Origin of the sequence: Saccharomonospora piscinae, from assembly GCF_005862235.1 — a bacterium.
Classification (GTDB): Bacteria; Actinomycetota; Actinomycetes; order Mycobacteriales; family Pseudonocardiaceae; genus Saccharomonospora; species Saccharomonospora piscinae.
Genome location: NZ_VCEK01000001.1, coordinates 826,303 through 843,604 on the forward strand (window position 1 = coordinate 826,303; position 17,302 = coordinate 843,604).

Below are 17,302 nucleotides of genomic sequence, written 5' to 3' on the forward strand. Positions count from 1 at the left end.
TACGTATGCCCGGACACGAGCGGTCAGTCGTTCAGTCGCCCGCCGGTGCCGCGTGGGTGCGGCGCGCCACGAACCGGGGCGTGAGCACGATCCGCCTCGGCTCACCCTCGTAGGTACCGGACACCCGCTCGACCACGAGCTGCGCCGCCGTCCGCGCCATCCGGTGCAGGTCGTGGCGCACGGTGCTCAGCTGGAAGCTCGCCCAGGAGGCCATCGGGATGTCGTCGAATCCGATGACCGTCAGCTGCTCGGGCACCGCGACCCCGAGCCGCGTCGCGGCGTCGAGCACGCCGATCGCGACGACGTCGTTACCGCAGAACAGCGCGGTCGGCGCTGGTCGCGCCGACAGCAGGTCCGGTAACGCGGCGAGTCCCGTCTCGAACTCGAAGGGGCCGTACCGCACGTGCGCGGGCCGCAGCGCGATGCCCGCGTCGGCGAGCGCCTGCCGGAACCCGAGTTCGCGGTCGCGGCCCGTGCTGGTGTTGTCCGGGCCGAAGATGGCGCCGATGTGCCGGTGACCGCTCTCCACGAGCTGCCGGGCCGCGAGTTCACCACCGGCGCGGTTGTCCACCACGACCGCGTCCGCGGGCGCCGTGCCCTCCCGGTTGAGGTAGACGAAGGGCAGCCCACGGCGGTTCAGCTCGGCGGGCAGCGCCGAATCCAGCGTGGAGGTGGCCAGCACCATGCCGTCGATCGAGCGGTCCACCAGCCGTTCCGCCGCTGCGGGGGCGTCGGAGCGCTCGGTGAACAGCATCATCCGGTAGCCCCGCTCCTCCAGCTCGTCGTGCAGCGGGCCGACGAGGTGCGGGTAGAACGGGTTCGTGAGATCGGTGACGAGCACGCCGATGCGGTGGCTGACCCGCGTCGACAGGCTGCGTCCCGCCTCGCTGGGCACGTAGTTCAGCGCCTCGGCCGCCGCCCGGACCTTGCGCACGGTGTCCTCCGACACCCGGGGGTCGCCGCGCAGCGCCCGCGAGACCGTCGGCTGGGACACCCCGGCCAGGCGTGCCACGTCGCGGCTGGTGATCCCCACAGTCCCTCCCGGTCGCCGTACTGGACGAAGCATACGTGCTCCCACTCGAATCACAGCACCGACTCCCAGGCCGGGATTGACAGCGAGCGGGGCGCCGGGACTAGTGTGAATACGTATGAATGAGGAGGGTTCCACTGTGACGAGTGACGGCCACACGGTGACCGAGGCGGAGGCGGCCCGGCGCACCATCCGGCGGAGCGACTTCGTCTCCTGCAACCAGGCGTTCATCGACTGCCGGACGCCGGGCTCCGACCGCAAGGAGAACTACGCGATGATCGGCCCCGGGGTCACCCAGAGCGCCGACCAGGTGGTGAACCTGCGGGAGCCACACGGCTACAACATCGGTGCCGCCGCGATGCCGAACGGCATCACCAACAACCTGCACCTGCACTTCACCGCCGAGGTGTTCTACTGCTTCCGCGGCGAGTTCCTGCTCCGCTGGGGCGCGGACGGCCAGGACGGCGAACTCGTCCTGCGCGAGGGCGACATCGCCTCGATGCCGACGTGGATCTTCCGGGGCTTCACCAACATCGGGCCGGACGACGGCTGGCTGTTCACCACGCTGGGCCACGACGACACCGGCGGCATCATCTGGGGACCGTCGGTGCTGCGCGAGGCCGAGGGCCACGGATTGTACCTGACGGCGGAGAACCAGCTCGTCGACACCCTGGCCGGCGACGAGGTCGGCGAGGACACCGAACTCGTGCGGCCGATGCCGCCCGAGCAGATCGCCAGGCTGCGCAGTTACACCGCCGACGAGATGCGCAGGCGGGTCGCGACCTCGACCGACCTGGAGTTCTCGCCCGCCCCGTTCCTCGACAGTGCCCTGCCGGGCGGCGGTGCGCAGCTCGCGCTGGTCATCGGTTACGGCATGACCGAGGACCTGCACCAGGAACCCCGCGTGTACAACCCGCACGGGCACAACGTCGCGTGGCTGCGCGCCGAGCCGGGTGAAGGCATGCTGCCGCACCGGCACGCCGAGACCCAGGTCCTGCTGGTCAAGGACGGCGAGTGGGAGGTCACCCTCAACCTGCACGACGAGGTGACCGTCCGGCTGGGCCCGTGGGACATGCTGTCCGTGCCGCGGGGAGCCTGGCGGGCCCTGCGCAACACCGGCGACGACACCGCGACGATGCTCGTGATCAACGGTGGGGACGGCCGCGTCCGTCTCGAATGGGACGACGAGGTCGTCAAGGCGGCGGCCGACGCGGGCGTGGCCACCGACCACAACGGCTACGTGGCTCCGTACGCGCTCGTGCCCAGGGCCCTCGGCCGATGACCGGGACCGTCCCGGTCGTGCTCGTGCCCGGCATGCTGTGCGACGCCGGGTTGTGGGAGGACGTGCGCGGCGCGCTCGGGCACCCCGTGGTGGACGTGGACCTGAGCGCGCCGAGCATCGGCGGTATGGCCCGGCAGGTGCTGGCCGCCACCGAGGGGCCCTTCGTGCTCGCCGGGCTCAGCCTCGGCGCGATCGTGGGTTTCGAGGTTCTGCGCCTGGCTCCCGAACGGGTCGCCGGGTTCTGCGCGATGTCCACCAACGCCGGTGCCCCCACCGCGCGGCAGCGGGAACAGTGGGCCGCGCTCGACCGGCTCACCGCCGAGGGCGGCTTCGCCGAGGTCGTCACCGAACGGATTCTGCCGACGATGTTCGCCGCGCCCGAGCCCCCGGCCGAGCGGGCGCGGACGTTCCTCGCGATGGCGAACCGCATCGGGCCCGAGGTGTTCCGGGCGCAACTCGCCGCGCAGGCCACACGCACCGACGCGCACGAGGCGCTGGCGGCGGTGCGGGCACCCGCGCTCGTGCTCGGCGGCGGCGCGGACGCCCTGTGCCCGGAAAGCTTCCACACCGCGATCGCGACCGCGATCCCCGGCGCCGAGCGGCACACCCTGCCCGGCGCCGGACACCTGCTGCCCCTCGAACGTCCCGCTGAGGTGGCCGCGCTGCTCGGCGACTGGCTGCGCCGATTCTCGTTCCGGAAGGAGCTTCATGCCTGAGGTACTCAAGAGCCCGGCGCGCACCGCGCAGTCACGGCAGGACACCACCGCCGTGCCCGACCGCGTCGGCGAGATCATCGCGGACGTGCGGGCGCGGGGTGACGTGGCGGTGCGCGAGCACTCGCAGCGCTTCGACTCGTGGTCGCCGGAGTCGTTCCGGCTCTCCGCCGCCGAGATCGAGCGCGTCGTGTCCGGTGTCGACGACCAGGTCCTCGCCGACATCCGGTTCGTCCAGGACCAGGTTCGCACCTTCGCCCGGCACCAGCGTGAGTCGATGCGCGACATCGAGGTGGAGACGCTGCCGGGAGTCCACCTCGGACACCGCCACCTTCCGGTGGCCGCGGCGGGCGCCTACGTCCCCGGCGGCCGGTATCCGCTGACGGCGTCGGCGCACATGACGATCGTCACCGCGAAGGTGGCGGGTGTACCCAGGGTCGTGGCGTGTACCCCGCCCATCCGGGGCGAGGTCCCGGCGGCCACGGTCGCCGCGATGCACCTGGCCGGAGCCGACGAGATCCACCTGCTGGGCGGCGTTCAGGCCATGGCCGCGATGGCGGTGGGCACCGAGTCGATGGACCCGGTCGATCTGATCGCCGGACCCGGCAACGCCTACGTCGCCGAGGCGAAGCGGCAGCTTTTCGGCGAGGTGGGCATCGACCTGTTCGCGGGCCCCACCGAGATCCTCATCGTCGCGGACGGCTCCGCCGACCCGTTCGTCGTGGCGGTGGACCTGCTGTCCCAGGCCGAGCACGGACCCGACTCCCCCGCCGTGCTCGTCACGACCTCGGCCGAACTGGGCCGCAGCGTGCTGGAGCACGTCGAGCGCCTGTTGCCGGACATGCCCACCCGGGACTTCGCCGCCCCGGCCTGGCGCGACCACGGTGAGATTGTCGTGGTGGACTCGCTCGCGGAGGCGTTCTCCGTCGCCGACGGCTACGCCAGCGAACACGTCCAGATCCTCACGGAGAACCCGAGGCAGGCGCTGGACCGGATGACCCAGTACGGCGCGCTGTTTCTGGGCGAGGGCACCTGCGTGTCGTACGGCGACAAGGTGATCGGCACCAACCACGTGCTGCCGACCCGTGGCGCGGCGCGCTACACCGGCGGCCTGTGGGTCGGCAAGTACCTCAAGACCGTCACCTACCAGGAGGTCACCGACCCCGCCGCGAGTGCCCGGCTCGGCGAGGTGTGCGGCCGTGCGTCGCGGATCGAGTTGTTCGAGGGACACGCGCGCTCCGGTGACGTCCGCGCGGCCAAGTACGGCGACGCCACCGTGTCCTGGGCTTCGAGGACTCCGTGGGCTCCGGTGGGGCAGCGGTGAGCGGCGCGCTCACCGGCCGCACGGCGCTCGTCACGGGCGGCGGCAACGGGCTGGGCAGAGCCATGTGCCACGCGCTGTCGGCGGCCGGTGCCCGCGTGATCGCGGCCGGGCGCACCCGTTCGGCACTGGAGGCCTGCGTCGCCGGTCTCCCCACCCCCGGGCGCGCGGCGGTGGTGGACGTCGCCGACGCGGCCTCGGTGAGCGCGCTGGCCTCGGACCTCGCCGACGAGGACGTGTCCGTGCTCGTCAACAACGCGGGCGTACCAGGGCCGGTCGCGGCGCTGACCGACATCGAACCGGCCGAGTGGGACGACGTCTTCGCCGTCAACGTGCGCGGAAGCTACCTGATGTGCCGGGCGGTGCTGCCCGCGATGATCGAGCGCGGCAGCGGCGACATCGTGAACGTGGCCTCGGTGAGCGGCAAACGTCCCCTGGCGCGGCGCACACCCTACTGCGCGTCGAAGATGGCCGTGCTGGGGCTGACCACCACGCTGGCCGCCGAGGTCGGCCCGCTCGGGGTGAACGTGAACTCCCTGTCCCCCGGCCCGGTGGCGGGTCCCCGGATGGAACGCAACTTCCGGTTGGAGGCCGAACGTACCGGCGCGAGCTACGCCGAGGCGGAGGCGGCGTTCGTGTCCCGCTCGGCGCTCGGCCGGATGGTCACCGAGACCGAGGTGGCGACCGCGCTCGTGGCGATGCTGGCGATGCCCGGGCTGTGCGCCGCCGACATCGACCTCTCCGCCGGGATGGTGGCCCGATGACCCTGAAACAGCGGCTGCGCGGCGGCGAACGCCTGCGGGGTGGCCTGCTGCGCCTGCCCTCGGACTTCCTCGTCGAGCTGGCCGGGGTCGCGGGCCTCGACTTCGTGCTGATCGACTGCGAGCACGGGCCCGCCGATCTCGTGGCGTTGCAGCAGCACATCCAGGCCGCGCAGGCCCGGGGAGTCGCGGTCCTGGTGCGGGTGGGCCAGGACGAACCCGCCCTGGTGCTGCGCGTGCTCGACCTCGGCGCGCAGGGTGTCGTGGTGCCGCATGTCGACACCGTCGCCGACGCCCGGCGCGCCGTCCGGGCCGCGCACTACCCGCCGCTCGGCGAGCGCGGGTTCGCCACGTACTCGCGGGCCGGGTCGTTCGGCGCGGTCAGCGCCGCCGAGCACCTGGCGACCGCGGCCGAGACCACCCTGGTGATCCCGATGCTGGAGACGGTGGCGGCCTGCGACGCCGCAGCCGAGATCGCCGCGGTGGACGGTGTGGACGCACTGCTGGTCGGGCCCGCCGACCTGTCGGTGTCGATGGGCCTGACCGGCGGTGCGGCGGAGGCGGCCGTACGCGAGGTCGCGGACCGGGCGGTCGCCGCCGCGCGAGACGCGGGCACGCCGATGCTGAGCATCGTCGGCGGCCCGGAGCAGGCGGCGAGCGCTCCGCCCGGAGCCGTGGTGTTCAACCTCGCGCACGTGCTGCTGGACACGTTCCGGCGGCTGGCCGGGTCCTAGTACCGGAATTCCCCGCGAATTCGGCTTGACCCTCACGTCGCGTGAGGCCCGACAGTGGGACGCATGAGTGAGCACTACAACGCATTCGAGATCAGTCCCGTACCCGATCCCCGTCCGGACGCGGTGGCGCCGGAACCGTTCCGGGGCATCTACGGGATGCCCGCGTTCGTCACGATCCCCACGACCGATCTGACGGCGTCGGCGGATTTCTGGGTTCGCGGGCTCGGGTTCATCGAACTGTTCGGCATCCCCGGCAGTCTCGTGCATCTGCGCCGGTGGGCGTTCCAGGACGTACTCCTCGTGTCGGCGGAGAGCGTTCCGGAGCGGGCACCGGCGATGAGCGTCAGTTTCGCCTGCGTGCTCAGCCAGATCGATCCGCTGGTCGAGGCGTGCCGTGCGGTGAGCCCGGACTCGGTCGAGGGCCCGAGGGACACGCCGTGGAACACCCGCGACGTGGAGGTGAGCACACCCGAGAACGCCCGGGTCGTGCTCACCGCGGCGAAGCCCTTCGATCCGGCCGGTCAGCAGGCACGCAATCTCGAAGCCATCGGGATCACCCCGCCGGTCACCGGTCACGGTGACAATGAGCAACATGCCTGATGCGACCGACCCCGGTGTTGCCGCTGACTCCACTGACGCCACTGACGCCGAGGGCCTGACCGTCGGTCGGGTCTCGTCGCGGCTGGGCGTGACCGTTCGCGCGCTGCACCACTGGGACGACATCGGCCTGGCGCGACCGTCGCTGCGCACGGCCGCCGGATACCGCCGCTACACCGCGGCCGATCTGGAGCGCCTGCACCGCATCGTCGTGTACCGGGAGATCGGCCTCGGCCTGGACGAGATCCGGGCCATCGTGGCCGATTCGGCCACGGACGTTCCCGGCGCGCTGCGCGCTCAGCGCGCCCAGGTCGCCGAGCGGATCGAGCGCCTGCGGCAACTCGGCGCCGGGCTGGACCGGATGATCGACGCCCACGAGCGCGGCCTGCTGCTGACCGCCGAGCAGCAAGCCGCGATCTTCGGCCCTCGCTGGGACCCGGGCTGGGCGGCCCAGGCCCGGCAACGCTACGGGGACACGGCGCAGTGGCAGCAGTACGCCGAGCGCTCGGCCGCTCGCACGCCGGAGCAGTGGCAGGCCGTCACCGACACCGTCACCGGCCTCGACCGCGCACTGGCGGACGCGATGGCGGCCGGTGTCACCCCCGGCAGCCCGGAGGCGAACCAGCTCGTCGAGCGACACCGCGCGGTGTTCACGACCGCGTACTTTCCCCTCACCCGGCAGATGCAGGTCTGCCTCGGCCGCAGATACGAGTCCGATCCGGGCTTCGCCGCCCACTACGACGGCATCCGCACCGGACTCGCCACCTGGTTACGGCACAGCATCGACGCGAGCGCACGCGCCCACGGAATCGACCCCGACACCGCCACCTGGCAGTAACCCCGATAACCCCGGTGGGACTAGAACCACCGGGGAAGGTGCGGCAGCTCGCCCGCGCTGCTGGTGAGCCCGCGTGCTCCCCGCCCCGCGAGCCAGCGCACCAGATCGGGCAGGCTGCCCGACACGGTCGGCCCGCCGTCGCCGAGTACGACGTCGTCGCCGCCGTCGGGCACCAGCCGCAGCCGCACGGTCTCCTCGCGGCGCCGCCACATCCGGGGCACGTCCACGAGCAGTGCGCCGAGCAACTCGGGCGGGAAGTCGCGCGTGCTCGCACCCGCGTCGAGGTCGAGCGCGTGAATCCAGACCTCCCGGGTGCGCATCCACGCCGTCTCCCGCACGGGCACGAGCCTGCCCTGCGCGGTGCGGACCCTGGCCTCCCACGCGGGGCCCGGCAGGTCGCGCCACTCGACGTCGAGGTGCCGCTCCGCGTGCGCGACGAGGCTGCGCAGTGCCCTCGCCGGCAGCGTCGCGCCCGACTCGATCTCGGCGCCCCGCTGCTCGGCCGAGGCGTACATCGGGGTCTCGACCCCGGTCCTCGCCCATTCCAGCAGCCGGGTCAGGGCCCTCGCGTTGTACCCGACGTGGGCGACGACGTGGCGCCGCGACCAGCCGGGAAGCAGGCTCGGGGCATCGAGTTCGGCGTCGGAGAGCCCGCCAAGCACCCTGGCGAAGTACGCCGTGCCCCGGCGTGCCCACAGCAGTTCCCGCGCCGGGGCCTGCGGGGAGTCCTCGCGATATCCCGGGCCCTGCCGTGCTCGCAGCGCCGCACGGGCGGCCTCGTCCGTGGTGACACTCATGATCGGGTCTCGGCCACGGCGACGTTGACCAGCTCCCCGATACCGTCGACCCGGGTGGTGAGCGTCTGCCCCGCCGAGAGGTACCGCGCGGGTTCGCGGGCGTGGCCGACGCCGCCGGGCGTGCCGGTGGCGATGACGTCGCCCGGCTGGAGGGTGACGATGGTCGAGATGTAGGACACCAGCGCGGCGGCGTCGAACACCAGGTCGTCGATCGGCGTGCGCTGCACTTCTTCGCCGTCGAGTTCGGTGACGAGTTCCGCGTCGGACGGCAACTCGTCGGGGGTGGCGAGCACCGGACCGAACGGCGTGCTGGCCTCCCAGGTCTTGCCCTGCAACCACTGCAGCGTGCGGTACTGGTAGTCGCGCATCGTGACGTCGTTGAGCACGGCGTAGCCCGCGATGGCCGCCCGCGCCCGCTCGACCGGCGCCCGGCGCACCCGCGTGCCGACCACGACCGCCAGCTCGCCCTCCCAGTCGACCCGCGTGGACTCGGGCGGCAGCTGGATCGCGTCGCGCGCACCGACGAGCGCCTCCGGGTACTTCGCGAACAGCGTCGGATGTTCCGGCAGATCGCGGCCCATCTCCAGGATGTGGTTGCGGTAGTTCAGCCCCGCACAGATGATCTTGCCGGGCCGGGTCACCACGGGGGCGAACTCCGCGGTGGTGAGGTCGTGCCGCGCGCCGTCGGCCGTGGCCGCCGCGCTCGGTCCGCCGTCGCGCAGGAGCGCGCCGACGTCGGCGAACCCAGTTTCGACGGCCGTGGTGCCTTCGACGCGCACGGCGGCGGTGGCGTCGCCGAGACGCAGGGTGGCCAGCTTCATCGTTGCTCTCCTTCGACGTGGACCCGGTTGAGGTGGAGGCGCTCCATGATCGGCGCGTCCGAGAAGCGGAAGAGGTCGAACTGACCCTCGGCGCGCAGCGACCACGCGGCCCACGAGGGCACGACGAACAAGTCGCCCTTCGCCAGCTCGTGTTCCGTGCCGTCGAGCACGACCTGGCCCCGGCCCTCGAACACCTGGAAGACGCTGGACCCGACCTCGCGGCGGGTGGCCAGTGCGGTTCCGGCGCGCAGCCGGTGGAACTGCGCCCGCAGCGTGGGCATGACGTCGCCGCCGGTGGTCGGGTTGACGTAGCGCACGGCGGCGTGGCCCTGCTCGACGGTGGCGGGCCTGCCCTCGTCCTCCAGCAGCAGTTGCTGGCTCAGCGCCGCGTCGGTGTGCTCCCAGCGATAGGCCGCGATGGGAGACGACACCGTGTCGCGCAGACCCGACAGCGGGCGGAGCCCGGGGTGGCACCACAACCGTTCACTGCGGCTGTAGTCGGGAGTGGACTCGTCGGTGACCCGGTCGGCGCCGAACTCGAAGAAGCCGCTGTCGGCGTAGTGGGCGAACGGGATGTCGAGACCGTCGAGCCAGGCCATCGGCGAGTCGGTCTCGTTGTGGTGGCCGTGGAAGTGCCAGCCGGGCGTGAGCAGGAAGTCACCCCGCGACATCCGCACCGGGTCACCGTCCACGACGGTCCACACCCCCTCGCCCTCGACGACGAAGCGGAACGCGTTCTGCGCGTGCCGGTGCTCGGGTGCGGTCTCCTTCGGACCGAGATACTGGATCGCCGCCCACAGTGTCGGCGTGGCGTAGGCGTGGCCGGACAGCCCGGGATTGGCCAGCGCGATCGCGCGCCGCTCTCCCCCGCGCCCCACCGGGACCAGGTCACCGGCGCGCCGCGCCAGCGGATGCAGCGCCGACCACCGCCACACGTGCGGTACCGCTCTCGGCGCGGGATGCATCGGCATCAGGTCGCCGAGCTGGGTCCACAGTGGAACAAGGTGTTCGGACTCGAAGTCGGAGTACAGCTCGCGCAGCTCCAGGCTGTCGGCTCCGGTCATCTGGTTGGCGACCGAGGCGTGGTCGGTCGCGGCTTCCGAGTGGGCGGACATGGGAATCCTTTCGCGGGAGATCAGGCGGACACCGCGGGGCCGTAGAGCCAGTCGACGAGGTGGTAGTCGTGCACGTCCCGGCTGCGGAAGACCTCGTCGCGCAGCAGGGTGGACACCGGGGAGTCCACGTGCCAGATGTCGCCCCAGACGCGCGCGGTGGCCTGCACGCGAGAGGCGAAGCCGACCCTGGCGGCCTCGTACTCGCGCAGGGCCGCACCGAGGTCGTGCGAGGCCCACGGCCGCCCCGGCGGCAGCGCACCGGCCAGCGCCGCACCGTCCAGCAGCGCCTGCCCCGCGCCCTGCGCGAGGTACTGCAACATCGGATGCGCGGCGTCGCCGAGCAGGGTGAGGCGGCCCCGGGTCCAGTTCGGCAACGGTTCGCGGTCGTACATCGGCCAGCGGTGGTCGCGGCCGAGGGCGGGCACGGCGGCGCGCACCTCGTCGCACATACCCGCGTACGTGCGGTCCAGCTCGGCCGGCGTGCCCCAGTCGCGCTCGCCCCGGCGGTACTGCTCGCTGCGGAAGACGGCCACCTGGTTGTAGAGCCTGCCCGCCCGCACGGGGTACTGCACCAGGTGCAGGCCGGGCCCCATCCACACGACGACGTCGTCCATCGAGGCGCGGTGGGCGACCTGCTCGATCGGCACCGCGCCGCGATACGCGACGTAACCCGAGCACAGGGGCTCGTCGTCGACGAGGTGGGCCCGCACCACCGAGTGCAGGCCGTCGGCACCGACCACCAGCTCCGCGCGGAACTCGGTGCCGTCGGCGCAGTGGACGAGGGCGTGGTCGGGCCCGTCGGTGACGCCGGTGACCTCGTGGCCGGTGTGCAGGGTGACGCCGGGCTCGGCCTCGGCCGCCTCCAGCAGGGCCCGCAACAGGTCACTGCGGTGCAGTACCAGGTACGGCCCGCCGTAGCGGCGCCGCGCGTCGGCGAGGTCGAGGTGGGTGAGTTCCTCCGCGGTCTCGGCATTGCGGAACACCAGCCTGCGCGGCTGCACCGACAGCGGCAGGATGCGGTCGAGCACGCCGACCTCGTCGAGCATGCGGGTGATGTTGGGAGCCAGCTGCAGCCCGGCGCCGACCTCGGCGAACTCCGGCGAGCGCTCCAGCACCCGCACCCGGACGCCGCGCCGGGCGAGCAGGACCGCCGCACTGAGCCCGCCGATACCGCCTCCGGTGACGAGCACCTGATCCGTGGACATCTGGCCTCCCTCTTCGACTCCGCGCGGCGCGACAACCGGGCGAGCGCCGGCGAGTTCCTCGGAGCCTACGAACACTCTTCCGCTTAGCGCAAAGACGTCGTACTGTTTTTCTGTGGAGCAGAATTCGGACCCGTATCGCATCGAGGCCGTGGACCGCGCGCTGACGTTGCTGAGCCTGCTGGCCGAACGCGGGCAACTCAGCGTCACCGAGGCGGGGCGGGAACTCGGCATCGCGCCCTCCAGCGCGCACCGCCTGCTGTCGACGTTGAGCCACCGGGGCTTCGCCGTGCGGGGCGAGCGGCGCCGGTACCGGCCGGGGCCCGCTCTGCGCGGGCTTTCCGTGGTGGAGGACCCGCCGCCGCTGACCGACCGGGTGCGGCCGTATCTGGAGCGGTTGTTCGACGAGGTGGGCGAGACCGTGCACCTCATGGTGCGGGTGGGGCCGGAGGTGCGGTTCGTCGACGGAGTCGAAGGGCGCCAGCCCCTGCGGGTGGGGCTGCGCACGGGGGCGCGGATGCCCGCGCACCGCACCTCCGGCGGGAAGGCCATGCTCGCCGACCTCACCGCCGCCGAGGTCGAGGCGTTGTGGGAGCCGCACGGCCCGGCGGCGGGACGCGCGGCACTGACGGGCGAACTCGACGCCGTCCGGCGCAGGAACTACGGGCTCAACCACGACGAGAGCGAGGCCGGTGTGACAGCACTCGGGGCCTCGCTCGGCTGGCTCGACGGCCGGCACGCCGCACTCACCGTGGCGCTGCCGTCGGTGCGCTTCGCCGCGCTCGACGTGGACGCCGTCACCGAGCGCCTGCTGCGGGTCTGCGCCGATGTCCGCTTGCGCTGGACGCCGCGAAGGCCACCTTCACCGCAGCAGACGCAGTGAGGGTGGCCTTCGCGGCACACCGGCAACGCCGGGACCGGGCTACTCGATCACCGTGCGCACCGGGGTGCCCAGTTCGACCGTGCGGCTGACCGTGCAGAGCTTGTCGTGCGACAACGCCACGGTGCGCGGCAGCATGGAGCGAGCCGCGTCACCCTGCTCGCCCTCGGGAAACCGCACCGCGAACCGCACCTCGAGGTTCTCCATCCGGTTTCCGGACTCCCTCTCCGACACCTTGTCGCCGGTCACCGTCACCGTGAATTCGTCCGGCTCCGTGCGGCGGCTCGTCGCCACGTCGGTGTCGATGGCCGTGCAGCCCCCGATCGCGGCGAGTAGCAGCTCCACGGGGCTGAACTGGTCGTCGCCGTCGCCGAACTCCAGTGTCGCGCCCCGCTCGTTGTGTGCCACATACCTGCCCTGCGCGGTCCGCTCGATGCGGACGGACCTCTGCGATGTCGTCATGCCCCGAACCTACCGGCGATCACGGCCTCGGGATGTTGCGCAGGTTCGACCGCGCCAGCTGCACCATGCGACCCACACCGCCCTGCAACACCATCTTGCTGGTCGCCAGCGCGAACCCGGTGAGCTGCTGGCCGGTGATCCGGGGCGGGATGGACAGCGCGTTGGGGTCAGTGACCACGTCGAGCAGCGCGGGCCCCTCGTGGTCGAGCAGTTCACGCACCCCGTCCCGCACCTGCTTGGGATCGTCGACGCGGATGCCGTGCGCTCCCGAGGCGCGGGCGATGGCGGCGTAGTCGGAGTCCGGGTACGCGGTGGCGTGCGGCGGGAGCCCGGCCACCAGCATCTCCAGATCGACCATGCCCAGTGACGAGTTGTTGAACAGCAACGTCTTCACCGGCAATCCGTACTGCACGAGCGTGAGGAAGTCACCCATGAGCATCGAGAACCCGCCGTCGCCGGCCATCGCGACCACCTGCCGGGACCGGTCGGGCCACTGCGCCCCGATGGCCTGCGGCATCGCGTTGGCCATGGAGCCGTGGGTGAACGAGCCGATCATGCGGCGGCGCCCGTTGGGGCTGAGGTAGCGGGCAGCCCACACGTTGCACATCCCCGTGTCCACCGTGAAGATGGCATCCTCCGCGGCCTCGTCGTCCATAATGGACGCCACATACTCGGGATGGATCGGCTTGTGCCGCTCGACGTCGGTGGTGTAGGCAGACACGACGTTCTCCAGCGCGTCCGCGTGCTTGCGCAGCATGCGGTCGAGGAAACGGCGGTCGGTGCGGCTGCGCACCCGCGGGGTGAGGCACCGCAACGTCTCCCCCACGTCGCCGCAGACCCCGAGATCCAGGCGCGACCGCCGCCCGAGGTTCTCCGGGCGGATGTCGACCTGCACGATCCGCACGTCGTCCGGCAGGAACGGCCGGTACGGGAAGTCGGTGCCGAGCAGGATCAGCAGGTCGCACTCGTGCATGGCCTCGTAGGCGGCACCGTAGCCGAGCAGACCCGACATGCCGACGTCGAACGGGTTGTCGTACTGGATCCACTCCTTGCCGCGCAGCGCGTGGCCCACCGGTGCGAGCACCCGGTCGGCGAAGGCCATCACCTCGTCGTGGGCCTCGGCGGTGCCGCGGCCGCAGAACAACGTCACCCGCTCGGCGGAGTCGACCAGCTCGGCGAGGCGATCGATTTCCGCGTCACCCGGCCGCATGGTCGCCGTGTCGGACGAGGGAACCAGCCGCGCGCGTCCTCGCGGCACGTCCATGCCCGCCACGTCGCCGGGCACGCTGAGCACCGAGACACCGGATCGCCCCAGCGCCGTCTGAATGGCGATCTGCGCCACCTGCGGCATCTGCTCGGGGCTCGACACCAGCTCGGAGAAGTGGCTGCACTCGACGAACAGGCGGTCGGGGTGGGTCTCCTGGAAATACGCGGTGCCGATGTCCTCGCTCGGGATGTGGGCGGCGATGGCCACGACCGGCGCCATGCTGCGGTGGGCGTCGAACAGGCCGTTGATGAGGTGGAGGTTGCCCGGCCCGCAGCTGCCGGCGCAGGCGGTGAGGCGTCCGGTGATCTGCGCCTCCGCGCCGGCCGCGAACGCGGCCACCTCCTCGTGGCGCACCTGCACCCACTCGATGTCCGACCGCCGCCGCACCGCGTCGGTGATCGGGTTGAGGCTGTCGCCCACGACGCCGTAGATCCGTCGCACCCCGGCCTGGACCATGAGGTCCACCAGCTGTTCGGCGACCGTCGGGTTGGCCATCGGCACTCCTCACGTCCCGGCGCACATGTCGCCGAGGCATAACCCGTCCGGGCCGGGGTGAAACGTGCCGGGCTGGTGCCGGGAGGTGTGCCGGGGACTTCCGCCAGGCGGCGGCACGTCAGCCGAAGAGGGCGCGCCACTCTTCCAGCGACCGGGGCCGGAATGCCACGTTGCCGCGGCGCACGGTCGACAGCGCCGCCGACGGCTCCGTGGAGTACCAGTGCCCGGGGTAAACCACCGGGTCGCCCGGCAGCGTCGCCAGCGCCCGCACGCTGCGGTACAGCGCGTCGGCGTCCCCACCGGGCAGGTCGGTGCGCCCGCACCCGTCGAGGAACAGCGTGTCGCCCGCCACGAGCGCGTTCTCCAGCAGGAAGCACTGGCTGCCCGGCGTGTGCCCCGGAGTGTGCAGCAGGCGGATCGGGATGTCGCCGACGTCGAGCCGGTCGTCGTGCTCGTGCGCCACCAGGTCCGTGGCCGACACCCCGGTGGTGCGGCGCACCCACTCCAGTTCGGCCGCGGCCACATGGACCGGCACCGGATCGCGCGCCAGCAGCTCCGCGAGCCCGGGCAGGGAGAAGCCGAGCAGGTCCCCGCCGACGTGGTCGGGGTGGTGATGGGTCGCGAGCACGCCCACCAGCCGCATGTCGTCGGCTGCCAGCACGTTCAGCAGATCATCGATCGCGTACGCCGGGTCCACCACCACGGCCTCCCGCGTCTCGCGGTCACCGATCAGGTAGGTGAAGTTGCGCATCTGCGTCGCCACGGGGTCACCCACGGCGAAGTCGCGGCCGGACAGCAGCTGCCGGAAGTAGAGGTTGGTGTCAGGCATCGATCGCACATCCTACCGCGACGAACGGGTTACGGGTGAGAGCCTGCGGATATCGCGGCATCTCCGGAGCGTACGAATCCAACTGGTGCAGACCACCGTCTTGATCACCGACTTTCGTCGGTGCAGCGCGGTCGGCCGCGTCGGTATGGTCTCGTGTTCTGCGTCACATTCGTGACGCTCAGTATCGAGGAGGTTACACTTTGTTGCGAAGAGTTGTGGTAACCGCGCTCAGCGCGGTACTGCTCAGCGGGCTCGTCCTGGCCACCCCGCAGGCGGCGGCTGCCACCGCACGCAACGGCGTCTGCGAGTCCGGGGAGGTCTGCCTGTACTACAACAGCAACAACGCGGGATCACTGGTCGACTTCAAGGGGTCGATCAAAAACTACGGCACGGGTTCCAACTGCGTGAAGTACATCAGCTCCGGTAACGGGCGCGGGCAGTGCGTGAAGAACAACGCGGCCTCGGTCTGGAACCGCAAGTCGGTTCCGATCACGGTCTTCTACAAGAGCAACTGGTCCGGGGCCATCGACTCCTACGTCCCGGGCAAGAAGGCCAACCTCCGGCCCGCGCTCAAGAACGACAACGCGGGTCACCTGGTCGGCAAGGGAGCCAACAACCGCCTGGAGTACGGCGTCTACCACAGCAGGGCGGGCCACATCACCGCCTACTTCGACGGCTACCTGTCGACGTCGGGGCGTCACGAGGGCATCGACTTCGCGCGAGGTTCCGGCGAGTCGGTGTACTCCCTCACCGCCGGGACGTTGATCAACAAGACCGAGGGCGGCGGTGGACTGTCCACCATCTCGATCTACAACGCCAACCTCAACAAGAGCATCATCTATCTGCACACCAACCCGCTCAACGGGCTCAGCGAAGGCCAGCACATCAAACGCGGTCAGCGGATCGCCACGGAGGCCGCGCGCGGCGCCAGCTCCGCGCACACGCACGTCGAGATGCGCCCCGGTCGCAGGCCGCTCGCGGCGGTCAGCGTCGGGGACTACACCCTGGACAACCCGATCCCGACGAACTTCTGGATGAACCGCGGCTACAACATCTGCTGCCAGTGATTCCTCGGACTCCGCCCTGATCGTGCGTGGACTGACGGTCACTCGGCACGGGCCCTCGGTGGGCAGCGAGCGGAACTCGCGCCCTCCGAGGGCTGGGTCTGCTCAGAGGCACCGTCGCGCTGTCACAACCCGGTTCGCCCCGGCGTCTCGTGGTAGGCACAGCAACACACGAGACAGGAGCCAGACATGCGCGAGGACGGCCACCCGGACACCGCGACCTCGGCCTTCGTCGCCCACCGTAATCTGCTTTTCACGGTCGCCTACGAGATGCTCGGCTCCGCTGCCGACGCGGAGGACGTCCTGCAGGAGACCTGGCTGCGATGGTCCGGCGTCGACATCGACACGGTGCGTGACCGGCGGGCGTACCTGGTCCGCATCACCACCCGTCAGGCACTCACCAGGATGCGCACGCTCGGCCGCCGCAGGGAGTCCTACGTCGGGCCCTGGCTGCCGGAGCCGTTGCTGACCGCACCGGACGTCGCCGAGGACGTCGAACTGGCCGAGAGCGTGTCGATGGCGATGCTGCTGGTACTCGAAACTCTCGCACCGATGGAGCGGGCGGTCTTCGTTCTACGGGAGGTGTTCGCACTGGCCTACGACGAGATCGGGGACGCCGTCGGCAGAAGCCCGGCCGCGGTCCGGCAGATCGCCCACCGGGCGCGGGCGCACGTCGCGGCACGCAGGCCGCGCGAGACCACGTCCGAGGCCGAGACGACGGCGGCGCTCGCCGCATTCCGACGTGCGGTCGAGACGGGTAACCTGCAGGACCTGCTCGACATCCTCGCGCCGAACGTCGTCGCCCTGGCCGACGGCGGTGGCGTCGCCAAGGCCATGCCGCGACCCGTCGTCGGAGCCGACAAGGTGGCTCGCCTGCTGAGCGCGGGGCTGCCCGAACTCGTGGGCCACATGGCCGCCGAGCCGGTGCGGCTCAACGGCAGCCCGGCCCTCCTCCTGCGGCACGAAGGAAAGATCGACGCGGTCGTCACGGTGCGGATCGAGGACGGACTCGTCACGACGCTCTACACCGTGCGCAACCCCGAGAAGCTCTCGCGCGTGGAGCAGGAGACCGCGTTGAGTCGCTGACACGGCGA

At 71.5% G+C, this 17,302-nt stretch carries 18 protein-coding genes; 10 read left to right on the forward strand and 8 right to left on the reverse strand.

Annotated elements, in window-relative coordinates; translation table 11 throughout:
* Positions 1 to 31: 31 nt before the first annotated feature.
* A complete protein-coding gene (locus FFT09_RS03995; protein ID WP_081190779.1) occupies positions 32 to 1,033 on the reverse strand; it encodes a LacI family DNA-binding transcriptional regulator in 1,002 nt (333 codons plus the stop codon).
* Between the two features lie 136 nt (positions 1,034 to 1,169).
* Here FFT09_RS03995 and FFT09_RS04000 point away from each other — a divergent pair, with 136 nt between their 5' ends.
* From FFT09_RS04000 to FFT09_RS04030, 7 genes are all read left to right on the forward strand, one after another.
* Positions 1,170 to 2,312 (forward strand): cupin domain-containing protein, encoded by a 1,143-nt coding sequence (locus tag FFT09_RS04000; RefSeq protein ID WP_244231202.1) that lies wholly within the window; start codon positions 1,170 to 1,172, stop codon positions 2,310 to 2,312.
* Positions 2,309 to 3,028, forward strand: coding sequence for an alpha/beta fold hydrolase (locus FFT09_RS04005; RefSeq protein WP_138381851.1), 720 nt, complete (start codon positions 2,309 to 2,311; stop codon positions 3,026 to 3,028). Before FFT09_RS04000 ends, FFT09_RS04005 begins: the two co-directional genes overlap by 4 nt.
* Positions 3,021 to 4,349, forward strand: a complete 1,329-nt coding sequence (hisD, locus tag FFT09_RS04010; RefSeq protein ID WP_138381852.1) for a histidinol dehydrogenase — start codon at positions 3,021 to 3,023, stop codon at positions 4,347 to 4,349. The genes FFT09_RS04005 and hisD overlap by 8 nt, the downstream gene beginning before the upstream one ends.
* Positions 4,346 to 5,110, forward strand: a complete 765-nt coding sequence (locus tag FFT09_RS04015; RefSeq protein ID WP_138381853.1) for an SDR family NAD(P)-dependent oxidoreductase — start codon at positions 4,346 to 4,348, stop codon at positions 5,108 to 5,110. The genes hisD and FFT09_RS04015 overlap by 4 nt, the downstream gene beginning before the upstream one ends.
* Positions 5,107 to 5,841, forward strand: a complete 735-nt coding sequence (locus FFT09_RS04020) for an HpcH/HpaI aldolase family protein (RefSeq protein WP_081190783.1) — start codon at positions 5,107 to 5,109, stop codon at positions 5,839 to 5,841. Before FFT09_RS04015 ends, FFT09_RS04020 begins: the two co-directional genes overlap by 4 nt.
* A gap of 63 nt (positions 5,842 to 5,904) precedes the next feature.
* Positions 5,905 to 6,441, forward strand: coding sequence for a VOC family protein (locus tag FFT09_RS04025; protein ID WP_081190784.1), 537 nt, complete (start codon positions 5,905 to 5,907; stop codon positions 6,439 to 6,441).
* Complete coding sequence (locus FFT09_RS04030; RefSeq protein WP_138381854.1) at positions 6,434 to 7,276, forward strand: MerR family transcriptional regulator; 843 nt, start codon at positions 6,434 to 6,436, stop codon at positions 7,274 to 7,276. The genes FFT09_RS04025 and FFT09_RS04030 overlap by 8 nt, the downstream gene beginning before the upstream one ends.
* A gap of 20 nt (positions 7,277 to 7,296) precedes the next feature.
* Here FFT09_RS04030 and FFT09_RS04035 read toward each other — a convergent pair whose 3' ends face one another.
* The 4 genes from FFT09_RS04035 to FFT09_RS04050 all read right to left on the reverse strand — a co-directional run bounded on the left by FFT09_RS04035 (position 7,297) and on the right by FFT09_RS04050 (position 11,214).
* Positions 7,297 to 8,073: a maleylpyruvate isomerase family mycothiol-dependent enzyme gene (locus tag FFT09_RS04035; RefSeq protein ID WP_024874394.1), complete on the reverse strand. Its 777-nt coding sequence runs from the start codon at positions 8,071 to 8,073 to the stop codon at positions 7,297 to 7,299.
* The gene (locus tag FFT09_RS04040) at positions 8,070 to 8,894 is read right to left on the reverse strand and encodes a fumarylacetoacetate hydrolase family protein (RefSeq protein WP_138381855.1); all 825 of its coding nucleotides are present in this window, start codon (positions 8,892 to 8,894) and stop codon (positions 8,070 to 8,072) included. Before FFT09_RS04040 ends, FFT09_RS04035 begins: the two co-directional genes overlap by 4 nt.
* The gene (locus tag FFT09_RS04045; RefSeq protein WP_244231240.1) at positions 8,891 to 9,958 is read right to left on the reverse strand and encodes a cupin domain-containing protein; all 1,068 of its coding nucleotides are present in this window, start codon (positions 9,956 to 9,958) and stop codon (positions 8,891 to 8,893) included. The genes FFT09_RS04040 and FFT09_RS04045 overlap by 4 nt, the downstream gene beginning before the upstream one ends.
* A 71-nt stretch (positions 9,959 to 10,029) precedes the next feature.
* A complete protein-coding gene (locus FFT09_RS04050; protein WP_138381856.1) occupies positions 10,030 to 11,214 on the reverse strand; it encodes an FAD-dependent monooxygenase in 1,185 nt (394 codons plus the stop codon).
* Between the two features lie 112 nt (positions 11,215 to 11,326).
* Between FFT09_RS04050 and FFT09_RS04055 the strand changes: the two genes are divergently transcribed.
* Entirely contained in the window at positions 11,327 to 12,094 is a 768-nt protein-coding gene (locus FFT09_RS04055; protein ID WP_244231203.1) for an IclR family transcriptional regulator, read from the forward strand.
* Positions 12,095 to 12,133: 39 nt separating this feature from the next.
* Here FFT09_RS04055 and FFT09_RS04060 read toward each other — a convergent pair whose 3' ends face one another.
* The 3 genes from FFT09_RS04060 to FFT09_RS04070 form a co-directional block, all read right to left on the reverse strand.
* Positions 12,134 to 12,553, reverse strand: coding sequence for an OsmC family protein (locus FFT09_RS04060; protein WP_024874399.1), 420 nt, complete (start codon positions 12,551 to 12,553; stop codon positions 12,134 to 12,136).
* Positions 12,554 to 12,572: 19 nt separating this feature from the next.
* Entirely contained in the window at positions 12,573 to 14,315 is a 1,743-nt protein-coding gene (locus tag FFT09_RS04065; RefSeq protein ID WP_138381857.1) for a pyruvate dehydrogenase, read from the reverse strand.
* A 118-nt stretch (positions 14,316 to 14,433) separates the two neighbouring features.
* Positions 14,434 to 15,144 (reverse strand): MBL fold metallo-hydrolase, encoded by a 711-nt coding sequence (locus FFT09_RS04070; RefSeq protein ID WP_138381858.1) that lies wholly within the window; start codon positions 15,142 to 15,144, stop codon positions 14,434 to 14,436.
* A 215-nt stretch (positions 15,145 to 15,359) separates the two neighbouring features.
* Between FFT09_RS04070 and FFT09_RS04075 the strand changes: the two genes are divergently transcribed.
* Together FFT09_RS04075 and FFT09_RS04080 are read left to right on the forward strand one after the other, a co-directional pair.
* Positions 15,360 to 16,211: a peptidoglycan DD-metalloendopeptidase family protein gene (locus tag FFT09_RS04075; RefSeq protein ID WP_208544349.1), complete on the forward strand. Its 852-nt coding sequence runs from the start codon at positions 15,360 to 15,362 to the stop codon at positions 16,209 to 16,211.
* Between the two features lie 186 nt (positions 16,212 to 16,397).
* The gene (locus tag FFT09_RS04080) at positions 16,398 to 17,294 is read left to right on the forward strand and encodes an RNA polymerase sigma-70 factor (RefSeq protein WP_138381860.1); all 897 of its coding nucleotides are present in this window, start codon (positions 16,398 to 16,400) and stop codon (positions 17,292 to 17,294) included.
* The last annotated feature ends 8 nt before the right edge of the window (positions 17,295 to 17,302 follow it).